The organism is Halochromatium salexigens (assembly GCF_016653295.1).
GTDB lineage: Bacteria > Pseudomonadota > Gammaproteobacteria > Chromatiales > Chromatiaceae > Lamprobacter > Lamprobacter salexigens.
In genome coordinates this window covers 51,081-63,101 of sequence record NZ_NHSF01000068.1, presented here as the reverse complement: position 1 = coordinate 63,101, position 12,021 = coordinate 51,081, and the positions used below count along the sequence as shown (strand labels likewise).

Genomic DNA, 12,021 nt, shown 5'->3' with positions numbered 1-12,021 from the left:
GGCAGCTGGGCGAGGGCTTGGGTTACTATCCCAAGTCTATCAGGCTCAAACGTCTATCAGGTATCGTTCATCGTTCAATGAGGGGAGCGCCGTTGCCGATCCTCGATCGCTATCTCGCCGGCGCCGTGATCGGTGGCACGCTGTTGGCGCTGGGCGTGCTGATGCCGTTGCTGGCGGTGTTCGTGCTCACGGATGAAATCAGCTCAGTGGGCGAGGGGGGCTACGCGCTGAGCGATGCGCTGTGGTTCGTGACCCTGTCGATGCCGCGCTATCTGTATCAGGTGTTTCCGATCGCGACCCTGATCGGCGCGTTGGTCGGCCTCGGGCAGCTTGCCGCGCGCTCGGAATTGGTCGCCATGCGCGCCGCAGGCTTGTCGATCGCGCGCATCGTGCGCGGCGCCATGGCGGGCGGTCTGCTGCTGGCGGTGGGCGCGACGCTCGTCGGGGAGCTGGTGGCGCCAGCGGCCGAGCGGCATGCGATCGCCGTGCGCGCGAGCGCGCGCAGCGGCGATGCCGTGCAGATGAGCGGGCAAGGGCTGTGGGCCCGCGATGGCCATGCCTTCATCAACGTGCGACGCATCGAGGCGGGGGCCGCGCTGTCGGATATCGATCTGTTCGTGATCGAGGACAATCGGCTGAGCATCGCCACGCATGCGCGCGCGGCTCGCTACAGCGATGGACAGTGGCTCTTGACGGAGATCGAGCGCAGTCGCATCGGCGTCGATCGGGTCGAGGTGGAACGCATCGAGCGCGCGCGTTGGGACTCGCTGCTCAATCCGCGCCTGCTCAAATTGATCGTCGTCGAGCCGCAAGCGTTGTCGGTCTGGGGGCTGTATCGGTATCTGCGCTATATGCAGCAAACCGAGCAGGATGCGGGCGCGCATGCGGTCGCGTTTTGGACCAAGCTGGTCCAGCCGCTGTTGATCCTGGCGATGATCTTCGTTGCCATCCCGGTATTGCTGGGCTCGGCGCGCAGCAGCAGCACCGGGATCAAGCTCTTTATCGGCATTGCGCTCGGTATCCTGTTCTATCTCGTCAGTCGCACCTTCACCTATCTGGCGTTGCTGTACGGGGTGAGCCCGGCGCTCGCGGCCTTTGCGCCGCCGCTGCTGTTTACGCTTGGGGCGCTCATCGTGCTGCGGCGCGTGGGATGAGGCGCTGTTGAACACACTGGCCCGCACACATCGGCCTGGAGACACGCGATGCACTATCCGACCATCGAAGATCAAGTGGGCAACACGCCGCTGGTGCGCCTGCAACGGCTGCCCGGCGCGAGCAGCAATCGTCTCCTCGCCAAGCTCGAGGGCAACAATCCGGCCGGTTCGGTGAAGGATCGGGCCGCGCTGAGCATGATCCGCCAGGCCGAGCAGCGCGGGGCGATTCGCCCTGGTGATACCCTGATCGAGGCGACCAGCGGCAACACCGGCATCGCGTTGGCGATGGCCGCCGCGATCAAGGGCTATCGGATGCTGCTGATCATGCCCGAGCACATGAGCGTGGAGCGCCGTCAGGCGATGGCGGCCTATGGCGCCGAGATCCGGCTCACGCCCAAGGCGGGCAGCATGGAGGCGGCGATCGATCTGGCGCGCGAGCTGGAGGCGCAAGGGTTGGGGGTGCGCCTGGATCAGTTCTCGAATCAGGACAATCCGCTGGCCCATTATGAAGGCACTGGCCCCGAGATCTGGCGCGACACCGAGGGGCGGGTGACCCATGTCGTCAGCGCCATGGGCACCACGGGCACCATCATGGGGGCGAGTCGGTATCTGAAAGCCCAGAATCCGGGCGTGCAAATGGTCGGCGTGCAGCCGCAGGAGGGCTCGAGCATCCCCGGCATCCGGCGCTGGCCCGAGGCCTATTTGCCCAAGATCTACGAGCCCTCGCGGGTCGATCGTGTCATCGATGTCTCGCAGACCGAGGCCGAGGAGACGATGCGCGCGCTGGCCGCGCGCGAGGGGATCTTTGCCGGTGTCTCGTCGGGCGGCGCGGTGGCCGCTGCGCTCAAGCTCGCGGCCGAGGCTGAGGTCGAGAATGCCCTGATCGTGGCGATCATCTGCGATCGTGGTGATCGCTATCTGTCGACCGGTGTCTATCCCGAGCGCTAGCGGGCCGGTGTGGGGCTAGACGCTCGGGGTGGCGCTTCTCTGCGACCTGCTCAGATGAGGCTGCCGGTGGTGACCAGCTTCAGTATCTCGACGGAGATGAGCGCGCCGATGACCACGATGACCAGGAAGGTCAATAACAGCGAGCGGCTGATGCGGCGGTTGATGTCCTTGCCCTGCTGTTCGATCACATCCTGCAAGTGCGGAAAGTGTTTGTCCTGCCCCTGGGAGCGTTTGTCCGTGGCCTCGATGCGTTTTTCCAGCCGCGTGAGGCGTTGCTCGATCTCATCGTGCAGGTTCGTCAAACGGGTCTCGCTACTTTCCTGTTGGCGTTCGATCGTCTGCTGGATCGATGAGATGCGCCTGTCGATTTGCTCGCCCTGGCCCTTGAGGAACCGGCGTTGCTGCTCGAGCGCAGTTTCGATGGCTTCGAGCCGCTCGAGCTGATCTTGCTGATTGCGCACCGGGGCGATGATGGCGAGTTCCTCGAGCCAGTTGCTGAGGTTCTCCTTGATGAAATCGATGTCTTTTTGGCGAAGAGTCATGGTTGCTCTGAAAATGATCGTCGGCTTCGAAAGAGGTGGTGGCGAGTGTATCAGGGCGCTGCCCGGCTTGCGGCATTCCCGCGGCACCCTGCGGCCTTGCACGAGGCGCGGTATGATCGGCGCCGACACTGGGAATGACGACGTAAAGTGAGGCACGATGAGCCGCAAATCCAAGGCGTTACCGGCGCAGCCGATCGAGGCCGTGATCGAGTCGCTCGCCCACGATGGGCGCGGGGTCGCGCGAGTCGAGGGCAAGACCGTGTTCGTGCATGGTGCCTTGGCCGGGGAGCGCGTGCGGTTGCGCTTGACGCGCCGCTTGAAACGCCATGACGAGGCCGTGGTGAGCGAGGTGTTGGAGCCCTCGGCGCAGCGGGTCGAGCCGCGTTGCGCGCACTTTGGCCTCTGTGGCGGCTGCGCGCTGCAGCACATGGAGCCGGCGGCGCAGATCGAGAATAAACAGGCGATCCTGGCCGATGTGCTGCAGCGCCTCGGTGGCCTGGCGCCGGCGCGCTGGCTGCCGCCGCTGGGTGCCGAGGATGCCGAGGCGCACTGGGGCTATCGGCGCAAGGCGCGGCTCGGGGTGCGCTGGGTGGCGAAGAAGGGTCGGGTGCTGGTCGGCTTTCGCGAGCGTGGCTCGAGCTTCATCGCCGATGTGCAGCGCTGCGAGGTGCTGCATCCGAGCGTGGGCGAGCGGCTCGAGGATCTGGCGCGGCTGATCGAGGGTCTGAGCATCCGCGAACGGCTGCCGCAGATCGAGGTGGCGCAGGGCGATGGGCCAATGGTGCTGGTGTTTCGGGTACTGGACCCGCCCTCGGCGGCCGATTGCGAGCGGCTGCTCGGCTTTGCCGCCGAGACCGGTTTCCATGTCTATCTGCAGGAGGGCGGGGTCGAGAGCATCCGCCCGCTTCCCGATCAGGGGATCGAGCTTGGCTACAGCCTGCCGACTCAGGGGCTGACATTTGGCTTCGAGCCGACCGATTTCACGCAGGTGAATCTGGAGCTGAATCGGCGGATGATCGATCAGGCGCTGGCGCTGCTCGATCCGCAGCCCGACGAGCGGGTGCTCGATCTGTTCTGTGGGCTCGGCAATTTCACACTGCCGATCGCGCAGCGGGCGCGCGAGGTCGTCGGGGTCGAGGGCGATGCGGGCCTGGTGGCGCGGGCCGTGGCCAATGCGGTGCGCAATGGGATCGGGAATGTGCGTTTTTACAGCGCCGATCTCTATGCGCAAGGGGATGCGCAAAGTGGTGAGCAAGCGGGCGCGCCATCTGGCCCGCGCCCGGCCGCATCGCCCTTGGCCGGAGCCCCCTGGCTGGATCAGCCCTTCGATAAGGCGTTGCTCGACCCGCCGCGCAGCGGTGCGCTCGAGGTGCTGGATGGGCTCGCTGCTTCGGGGGTGAAGCGCCTTCTGTATGTGTCCTGCTACCCGGCGACGCTGGCGCGTGATGCAGCCAAGCTGGTTGGCGAACTCGGCTTTCGGCTCGAGGCGGCGGGCGCGATGGATATGTTTCCGCACACGGCGCACCTGGAGGCGATGGCGCTGTTCGAGCGCGCTTGAGGCGCTCGCCTAGCAGACGGCGATGAGGCGACAGCGATGGCAACCGAGATCGAGCGTAAATTCCTCGTCCGCGACGACAGCTGGCGCGCACAGGCGTTGCCTGGCGTGCCGCTGATGCAGGGCTATCTGGCGTCGACGCCGACGGTGACGGTGCGCGCGCGACTCGAGGGCGAGCAGGGCGTGCTGACCCTCAAGGGCGCGACCCACGGCATCCGTCGCAGCGAATACGAGTATCCGATCCCGGCCGAGGATGCCAAGGCCATGCTGCGCGAACTGGCCCAGACCGGCATCATCGAGAAGACCCGCTATCGCGTGCCCTGCGGCCCGCAGACCTGGGAGCTGGATGTCTTCGCCGGCGACAATGCCGGGCTGGTGGTGGCCGAATTGGAGCTGAGCCACGAAGACGAGCCCTTCGAGCGCCCGAGCTGGCTCGGGGTCGAGGTCAGCGATGATCCGCGCTATTACAACGCCAACCTGGCGCGACATCCATTCAAGCACTGGTGAGGCGGTCCACGCGAACCCTCTGGGCAAAGCCTGAGCCCATATCCCCCCTGGCTGAGCAGCCGCGCATTCAAGCCCATGCATATCCAAGCATCCGGTCTTGCTTGACAGCCGTTCAGATCACTCTAAACTTAAGACTCTCATGAGGTTATAGAGTATTTATCCGGTAACATGTCAGCAGTTGATTGGGTTTGCCACGCGCTTCATCCTCGCTGGCCGTGTCAGGTGATGGTGGCGAGCGCCTGTCTGGGGCTGGTATTGACCTTGAGTAGCTGCAGCAAGACCGCGCCGACGCGCGACGTCGAGATGGCGGGTGAGCGTTTCGATCTCAGCGGGCTCGAGCCAAAGCGCGCTGATCTGGTCACGGCCGCGCTCGCGCAGACTGGGACGCCCTATGCGTATGGGGGGGGCGACACCGCATCAGGCGCTCGATTGCAGTGGGCTGACCTTGGTCGCCCACCAGGCGGTCGGCATGCAAATCCCGCGCGTCTCGACACAGCAGCAGGCGGCGGCTCGGCCATTGCAGGGGCCTCCCAAACCGGGCGATCTGGTGTTCTTCCGCACGGCACCGAGCCAGTATCATGTCGGCCTGATGGTGGATCGGCAGCGCTTCGTCCATGCCTCGACCTCGAAGCGGCGTGTGCGACTCGCGAGCCTCGGTAATCCCTATTGGCAGAAACGTTTCCTTGGGGCCGGTAGTTATCTGTAGCAGAGTCGGCGGGTGCTCAACACGAGAGCGCTGCTCGCAGGCGCCTCATCGGGCAGGGCAGGAACGTAACCGGGAGTCCACTGTCTACGAGTGGTGAAAACGGTGCTGTGGCCTCCAGTTCAAGGCTGCACTCGCGTTTTTAGGGCCATTGATGCACAATGGCCGGCGGTCCGGCCTTGCGTGGTGACACCGGGCCGTTCGAGCAATCTCAGTCCACGCTCTGAAGGAGACGTCAGAATGTCCGATAAGCCAATGAACAAGAGCCGTCGTGACGCCGTCAAGATGATGCTTGGTGGTCTCGCCTCGGTGCCGCTGGTTAACCTGGTTGGCATTGCCGCCGCCCAGGCTCAGGATCTACCGCATGTTGATCCGGCAACCGATCCGACCGCGCAAGCGCTCAAGTACTCCGAAGACGCGGCCAACGCTGATCGCGCTGCCGCGGCTCGTCCAGGCAAGCCACCCGAAGAGCAGTTCTGCCACAATTGCCAGTTCGTGCTGGCCGACTCGGGTGAGTGGCGCCCCTGCAGCCTGTTCCCCGGCAAGGCCGTGCATGAAACGGGCTGGTGCGCATCCTGGACGCTGAAGGCCGGCTAAGACCGCGTCTCCGTCCGCGGCTTCTAGCCGCTTAGCGGGGCATGTTTGCCCCGCTCATCACGCTTCCTTATCCCTACCCTTATCCGTTGTGTGCCCTGTCGATATCCACGCTCGATTTCGGCGCGCCATTGCTTGCTGACCAGGCGCCAGTTAAGCGTGCAGTGCTGCGATGGCCAAGGCGCATGCCACGGTCGCTGCTGTTGATCCCCTTGCCTCGAATCCCTAATCTGGCCCTTACGGATCGGTGCTGTACGCGCGCGTGCGACTCCGATTGCTCCCTGTTGTTCGGTTGTGTTGGATTTGAGTCATGAGTCTCGCGCTACTGCCGGTCACCCGGCAACTGCTGATCCGGGCACTGCTCTGGGCGCTCATTGGCGCCATTTATGCACCCTTATTCGTGATCCTCGAGGCGCTATTCGCTCCTATGCTCGGGGTATTCGCGCTTGCCGCTGCCGCCGCTTGTGCTGGCGCGATCGGCGCCGCTTACTACAGCGCGCGGCAGGCGGCGTTGGCCGCGAGTCTGATCGGCGTGCTCGCGACCCTGTTCGTGCTCATTGTGTTCTCCGACCACGCCGCCTTTTGGCATGCCGCGTTGCTTTGCGGTGTGCTCGGGCTGTCGACGGGCCTGCTGATCGACTTTCCCAGCCGTTGTACGGCCAATGTGCCGGCGAAAGCATTAGTCGGCGCCGTGACGGGGGCTGCGTCTGGGGCGGCGCTCTCGGCGTTGGCCTCTTTCGGTCTTGGGTTATCGTCAGTGGTAGCAGTCGCGTTCCTGGTGTCGGTTAATGGTGTGATCTACGTTGCATCCGTGCGTTGGGTCGTGAGCGCCACCGGTGGCTTGCCGCGGCGTTGGTGTCCATTCGCTGAAGGCGCGATCATCGGCCTGGTGGCGGTGATTGTTGGCGGCAGCATTTGGGCCTTTGCGAGCGCCCTGTCCGGGTATGATCGGCCAGGGCTGTTCCTGCAGGTCGTCGAGAGTACCTCCTCGGGTTTACCGTTTGCGGTCGCGGCTGGGTTGGCTGCTGGTAGTGTGACCGGGATCTTGCTGGAATTGTTCGATTTTGCTTGGGTTGACGATCTGTGAACACTCGTAGAAGGGCGCATCCAGTATCAGGCAATGGGGTCTGTTGATGGCGGCGCGCAAGGGTGATCGTCGCTGGATACAGCGGCATCTCAAGGATCCGTATGTGCAGCGGGCACAGCGCGAAGGTTACCGCTCGCGGGCGGCGTACAAACTGATCGAACTCGATCAGCGCGATCGCTTTCTGCGGCCCGGCCAGTGCGTGGTCGATCTTGGTGCGGCACCAGGCGGTTGGTCTCAAGTTGTGGCCAAGCGCAACGGGCCCAAGGGACAGGTGTTTGCCATCGATTTACTGGAGATGGAACCGATCGCCGGGGTCGATGCCGTGCGCGGTGATTTCCGCGAGGCCGAGGATCTATCGCCACTGAGCGCGCGGATCGGTGATGCGGGGGTCGATCTTGTGCTTTCGGATATGGCCCCAAACGTGTCGGGAATGCCGGCCGTGGACCAGCCACGCATGATGTACCTGGTTGAGCTGGCCATCGATTTCGCGGCGCAGTACGCGAAACCCGGTAGTTCACTGGTGGTCAAAGCGTTTCAGGGCGAGGGGTTCGACCAAACGCTCAAGGATCTGCGACAAGTGTACAAGCAGGTCCATATTCGCAAACCAGCGGCATCCCGGTCCGCAAGCCGCGAGGTTTACCTGGTAGCGAAAGTGCGTCAAGTCCGGTAACGTCTAGCTTAACGATACTCCATTTTCGCGGTCCTCCGAGCCAGCCGGCTCGAGCACCGCCGTTCTTCAAGAGGCCGATGCCGTGAGCGACATGGCGAAAAATTTGATCCTTTGGGTGGTCATCGCGATCGTGCTGATGTCCGTGTTCAATAACTTCACGGCCACGCAGTCGAGCCCGCAAACCCTGGCCTATTCCGATTTCATCAGGCAGGTCCAGCAGGGCCAGGTGAAAGAGGTGACGGTGCAAGGGCGCACGATCGATGGCGTCAACCAGAACGGGCAGCATTTCACGACCTACAGCCCCGACGATGATGGGCTGGTGGGCGATCTGCTCAACAACAATGTCGAGATCAAGGCCGCGCCTCCCGAGAAACCCTCGGTGCTGATGCAGATCCTGATCAACTGGTTCCCGCTGTTCATCCTGATCGGCCTGTGGATCTTCTTCATGCGCCAGATGCAGGGCGGCGGCGGTGGCCGTGGCGCCATGTCCTTCGGCAAGAGCAAGGCACGCATGCTCAGCGAGGATCAGGTCAAGGTCACCTTCGCCGACATGGCGGGTGCCGATGAGGCCAAGGACGAGGTGGTCGAGGTGGTCGACTTCCTCAAGGACCCTTCCAAGTTCCAGAAGCTCGGCGGCAAGATCCCCAAGGGCGTGCTCATGGTCGGCCCGCCCGGCACCGGTAAGACGCTGCTCGCCCGCGCCATCGCCGGTGAGGCCAAGGTGCCGTTCTTCACCATCTCCGGATCGGACTTCGTCGAGATGTTCGTCGGCGTCGGCGCCTCGCGGGTGCGCGATATGTTCGAGCAGGCGAAGAAGCACGCGCCCTGCATCATCTTCATCGATGAGATCGACGCGGTTGGCCGTCATCGCGGCGCGGGCCTCGGCGGGGGGCACGACGAGCGCGAGCAAACCCTGAACCAGTTGCTGGTCGAGATGGATGGCTTCGAGGGCAATGAGGGCGTGATCGTGATCGCCGCCACCAACCGCCCCGACGTGCTCGATCCGGCCTTGCTGCGTCCAGGTCGTTTCGATCGCCAGGTGGTGGTGCCGCTGCCCGATGTACGGGGTCGCGAGCAGGTGCTGAAGGTGCACATGCGCAAGATCCCGACCGCCGAGGATGTCACCCCATCGCTGATCGCGCGCGGCACGCCGGGCTTCTCCGGCGCCGATCTGGCCAATCTGGTCAATGAGGCGGCCTTGTTCGCAGCACGCGCTAATAAGCGTCTGGTCGACATGGAGGATCTCGAGAAGGCCAAGGACAAGATCATGATGGGCGCCGAGCGCCGGTCGATGGTTATGTCGGAGGACGAGAAGAAGTTGACGGCCTATCACGAGTCTGGCCACGCGATCGTCGGCCGACTGGTGCCGCAGCATGATCCCGTGCACAAGGTGAGCATCATCCCGCGCGGTCGGGCATTAGGCGTCACCTTGTTCCTGCCCGAAGACGATCGGTTCAGCTACAGCAAACAACGCCTGGAGAGCCAGCTCTCTAGCTTGTTCGGCGGGCGGTTAGCGGAAGAGCTGATCTTTGGCGCGGAGATGGTCACCACCGGTGCCTCGAATGACATTCAACGCGCGACCGATATTGCGCACAACATGGTCACTAAGTGGGGCCTCTCCGACAAGCTAGGTCCATTGACCTACAGCGAGGATGAGCAAGAGGTGTTCCTAGGCCATTCGGTGACCCAGCACAAGTCGGTGTCGGACGAGACCACGCATCTGATCGACAAGGAGGTCCGCAGCTTCATCGATCGCAATTATGAGCGGGCCAAGAATATCTTGATCGAGCATATGGAACAGCTCCACGCCATGGCTGCTGCCTTGATGAAGTACGAAACCATCGATGCCGATCAGATCAAAGACATTATGGAAGGGCGCACGCCACGTCCGCCGAAGGATTGGGGCGATGACGAGCCGAAGCGTCCAGGCGGTGGTGCGGATGCGCCGGTCACCCCATCCACCGATGGCCGACCCACCTCGGGTCCGATCGGTGGGCCTGCTGGCGAGCATTAGATGCGCGCGGGCAGCGACCGCTGTAGCGCAGACGGATGACGGCACTGCAATGCGGGGACCGGTCACTGGATCTGACCGTTCCCCGCGTCATGGGCATCCTCAACGTCACCCCCGATTCCTTCTCGGACGGGGGTGATTTTGTGTGTGTCGCGCGGGCGCTCGCGCACGCCGAGCAGCTCGTGGCCGAGGGCGCGGCGATCATCGATGTCGGCGGCGAGTCGACGCGTCCCGGTGCCGAGCCGGTGCCGGAAGCGCAGGAGATCGACCGCGTGGTGCCGGTGATCGAAGCGCTCAGTCGGCGCCTCGAGGTGCCGATCTCGATCGATACCTCCAAGCCCGAGGTCATGCGTACCGCCGCACGAGCGGGCGCCGGAATGATCAACGATGTCTTTGCCTTGCAGGCGCCCGGTGCCTTGCGCGTGGCGGCCGAGACCGGTTTGCCCGTGTGCCTGATGCATATGCAAGGGCTGCCGCGTACCATGCAGCATGAGCCGCGTTACGCGGATGTGGTGGCCGAGGTCATCGACTTCCTGCGCGCGCGAATTCATGCCTGTGAGCAGGCTGGTATTGCGCGGCATCGGCTGGTGCTCGATCCGGGCTTTGGCTTTGGCAAGCGCCTCGCGCATAATCTGACGCTGCTCGCGCGACTGGATCGGCTCGCGGAGCTTGGGTGTCCGCTGTTGGTGGGTCTGTCGCGCAAGTCCATGCTCGGCGCATTGACGGGACGGGATGTGCGTGGCAGGACTCCGGCCGGGGTTGCCGCTGCGGTGCTGGCGCTGGCGCGCGGTGCGGCGATCATCCGCACCCATGACGTCGCGGCGACGCAGGATGCGATCCGCGTGTTCGCTGCGGTTGGCGCTGCCGCTTGAGGGCCGATGGTCGCTCGATGAGACAAAGGTGAAACGTTGAAACGCAAGTATTTCGGCACCGATGGGATTCGTGGGCGCGTCGGCGATCCGAGCGTCAGCCCGGACTTCGTCCTCAAGCTCGGCTGGGCCGCCGGCCGGGTGCTCGGTCGCGGTGATGGCAGCACGGTCCTGATCGGCAAGGACACCCGCATCTCGGGATATATGTTCGAGTCCGCGCTCGAAGCCGGGCTAGTCGCTGCTGGCGTCGATATCCGTCTGCTGGGGCCGATGCCCACACCTGGAGTTGCCTATCTGACCCGCACCTTTCGCGCCGCCGCCGGAATCGTGATCACGGCGTCCCATAATCCGTATGACGATAACGGCATCAAATTCTTCTCGGGCGATGGCGATAAGCTGCCCGATGCGATCGAGCAGGAGATCGAAGAGGCCATCGATCAGCCGCTGCGCACCGTGCCCTCGGCCGACCTCGGCAAGGTGCGGCGGGTCGAGGATGCCGCGGGACGCTACATTGAGTTCTGTAAGAGCAGCATACCTGCGTCGACCTCATTCAAGGGCCTCAAATTGGTCCTAGACTGCGCCAATGGCGCTACCTACAACGTTGCCCCCTATGTCTTCGAGGAACTCGGCGCCGAAGTCGTGACCATTGGCGCGCGTCCCGATGGCTTCAATATCAATCGCGAAGTCGGCTCGACCAAACCGGGTGCGCTAGCCGAGGCGGTTGTCGCCGAGGGCGCCGAACTTGGCATCGCATTCGATGGTGATGGTGATCGGTTGATGATGGTGGATGCCGAGGGGCAGATCGTCGATGGCGATGCGCTCATTTACATCATCGCGAAATCGCGATTGGTCAACGATGCGCTGTGCGGCGCCGTCGTGGGTACCCTGATGAGCAACCTCGGTTTCGAGCTTGCGCTGCGGCGATTGGGGATCGACTTCGTCCGCACCCAGGTGGGCGATCGTTACATCATGGAACGGCTCAAGCTGGACGGCGGCCTACTGGGCGGTGAGCCCTCGGGACACATCATCTGCCGCGATCGGACGACCACTGGCGATGGCATCATCGCTGCGCTGCAGGTCCTGCAGGCGCTGATCGAGGCGGATGTCAAGCTCGCCGAGGCGGTGCGGCCCGTCGAGTCCTACCCACAGGTGCTGATCAATGTGCGCCTCGAGCAGCGCATCGACGTGATGTCACGGCCGCGCATTCAGGACGCAGTGCGTGAGGCCGAGGCGCATCTCGGCGAGCAGGGGCGCATCCTGCTGCGTCTGTCCGGGACCGAGCCACTGGTGCGCGTAATGGTCGAGGGCCCCGATCCCGGCGGGGTGCAGACGCTTGCCGAGCAACTTGCGGCCCTAGTGCGCGACGAGTTGGGAGCCTGAG

At 64.0% G+C, this 12,021-nt stretch carries 13 protein-coding genes; 11 read left to right on the top strand and 2 right to left on the bottom strand.

Annotated features, from left to right (window positions below):
• Positions 1-92: 92 nt before the first annotated feature.
• A complete protein-coding gene (gene lptG, locus CCR82_RS14640; RefSeq protein ID WP_201246544.1) occupies positions 93-1,154 on the top strand; it encodes an LPS export ABC transporter permease LptG in 1,062 nt (353 codons plus the stop codon).
• 48 nt (positions 1,155-1,202) lie between these two features.
• Positions 1,203-2,102, top strand: a complete 900-nt coding sequence (cysM, locus tag CCR82_RS14635; RefSeq protein ID WP_201246543.1) for a cysteine synthase CysM — start codon at positions 1,203-1,205, stop codon at positions 2,100-2,102.
• 50 nt (positions 2,103-2,152) lie between these two features.
• Here the strand turns inward: cysM and CCR82_RS14630 are convergent, their stop codons facing one another.
• Complete coding sequence (locus CCR82_RS14630; protein ID WP_201246542.1) at positions 2,153-2,644, bottom strand: hypothetical protein; 492 nt, start codon at positions 2,642-2,644, stop codon at positions 2,153-2,155.
• 157 nt (positions 2,645-2,801) lie between these two features.
• Here CCR82_RS14630 and rlmD point away from each other — a divergent pair, with 157 nt between their 5' ends.
• The gene (rlmD, locus tag CCR82_RS14625; RefSeq protein ID WP_201246541.1) at positions 2,802-4,202 is read left to right on the top strand and encodes a 23S rRNA (uracil(1939)-C(5))-methyltransferase RlmD; all 1,401 of its coding nucleotides are present in this window, start codon (positions 2,802-2,804) and stop codon (positions 4,200-4,202) included.
• A gap of 36 nt (positions 4,203-4,238) precedes the next feature.
• Positions 4,239-4,706 carry a CYTH domain-containing protein gene (locus CCR82_RS14620; protein ID WP_201246540.1) on the top strand — a complete coding sequence of 156 codons (468 nt, stop codon included), beginning with the start codon at positions 4,239-4,241 and terminating at the stop codon, positions 4,704-4,706.
• 218 nt (positions 4,707-4,924) lie between these two features.
• On the opposite strand, the gene CCR82_RS14615 is transcribed toward CCR82_RS14620, so the two are convergent.
• Positions 4,925-5,068 (bottom strand): hypothetical protein, encoded by a 144-nt coding sequence (locus CCR82_RS14615; RefSeq protein WP_201246555.1) that lies wholly within the window; start codon positions 5,066-5,068, stop codon positions 4,925-4,927.
• Positions 5,069-5,097: 29 nt separating this feature from the next.
• On the opposite strand from CCR82_RS14615, the gene CCR82_RS14610 reads away from it, so the two are divergent.
• The 7 genes from CCR82_RS14610 to glmM all read left to right on the top strand — a co-directional run bounded on the left by CCR82_RS14610 (position 5,098) and on the right by glmM (position 12,020).
• On the top strand, positions 5,098-5,412 hold the full coding sequence (locus tag CCR82_RS14610; protein ID WP_242513510.1) for a C40 family peptidase: 315 nt from the start codon (positions 5,098-5,100) through the stop codon (positions 5,410-5,412).
• A gap of 237 nt (positions 5,413-5,649) precedes the next feature.
• Entirely contained in the window at positions 5,650-6,006 is a 357-nt protein-coding gene (locus CCR82_RS14605; protein ID WP_201246539.1) for a high-potential iron-sulfur protein, read from the top strand.
• Between the two features lie 307 nt (positions 6,007-6,313).
• Positions 6,314-7,090, top strand: coding sequence for a hypothetical protein (locus CCR82_RS14600; RefSeq protein WP_201246538.1), 777 nt, complete (start codon positions 6,314-6,316; stop codon positions 7,088-7,090).
• A 46-nt stretch (positions 7,091-7,136) separates the two neighbouring features.
• Complete coding sequence (rlmE, locus tag CCR82_RS14595) at positions 7,137-7,760, top strand: 23S rRNA (uridine(2552)-2'-O)-methyltransferase RlmE (RefSeq protein WP_201246537.1); 624 nt, start codon at positions 7,137-7,139, stop codon at positions 7,758-7,760.
• 91 nt (positions 7,761-7,851) lie between these two features.
• The gene (ftsH, locus tag CCR82_RS14590) at positions 7,852-9,774 is read left to right on the top strand and encodes an ATP-dependent zinc metalloprotease FtsH (protein ID WP_201246536.1); all 1,923 of its coding nucleotides are present in this window, start codon (positions 7,852-7,854) and stop codon (positions 9,772-9,774) included.
• Positions 9,775-9,809: 35 nt separating this feature from the next.
• Positions 9,810-10,643: a dihydropteroate synthase gene (gene folP / locus CCR82_RS14585; RefSeq protein WP_201246535.1), complete on the top strand. Its 834-nt coding sequence runs from the start codon at positions 9,810-9,812 to the stop codon at positions 10,641-10,643.
• A 36-nt stretch (positions 10,644-10,679) separates the two neighbouring features.
• The gene (glmM, locus tag CCR82_RS14580; protein ID WP_201246534.1) at positions 10,680-12,020 is read left to right on the top strand and encodes a phosphoglucosamine mutase; all 1,341 of its coding nucleotides are present in this window, start codon (positions 10,680-10,682) and stop codon (positions 12,018-12,020) included.
• Position 12,021 lies beyond the last annotated feature (1 nt).

What these genes read in the sequence shown, in the direction of transcription:
- CCR82_RS14600 (WP_201246538.1), top strand. Translation starts at nt 6,314, where the DNA reads ATGAGTCTCGCGCTACTGCCGGTCACCCGGCAACTGCTGATCCGGGCA.
- cysM (WP_201246543.1), top strand. Translation starts at nt 1,203, where the DNA reads ATGCACTATCCGACCATCGAAGATCAAGTGGGCAACACGCCGCTGGTG.
- folP (WP_201246535.1), top strand. Translation starts at nt 9,810, where the DNA reads ATGACGGCACTGCAATGCGGGGACCGGTCACTGGATCTGACCGTTCCC.
- rlmD (WP_201246541.1), top strand. Translation starts at nt 2,802, where the DNA reads ATGAGCCGCAAATCCAAGGCGTTACCGGCGCAGCCGATCGAGGCCGTG.
- CCR82_RS14630 (WP_201246542.1), bottom strand. Translation starts at nt 2,644, where the DNA reads ATGACTCTTCGCCAAAAAGACATCGATTTCATCAAGGAGAACCTCAGC.
- CCR82_RS14605 (WP_201246539.1), top strand. Translation starts at nt 5,650, where the DNA reads ATGTCCGATAAGCCAATGAACAAGAGCCGTCGTGACGCCGTCAAGATG.
- CCR82_RS14610 (WP_242513510.1), top strand. Translation starts at nt 5,098, where the DNA reads ATGCGTATGGGGGGGGCGACACCGCATCAGGCGCTCGATTGCAGTGGG.
- ftsH (WP_201246536.1), top strand. Translation starts at nt 7,852, where the DNA reads ATGGCGAAAAATTTGATCCTTTGGGTGGTCATCGCGATCGTGCTGATG.
- CCR82_RS14620 (WP_201246540.1), top strand. Translation starts at nt 4,239, where the DNA reads ATGGCAACCGAGATCGAGCGTAAATTCCTCGTCCGCGACGACAGCTGG.
- rlmE (WP_201246537.1), top strand. Translation starts at nt 7,137, where the DNA reads ATGGCGGCGCGCAAGGGTGATCGTCGCTGGATACAGCGGCATCTCAAG.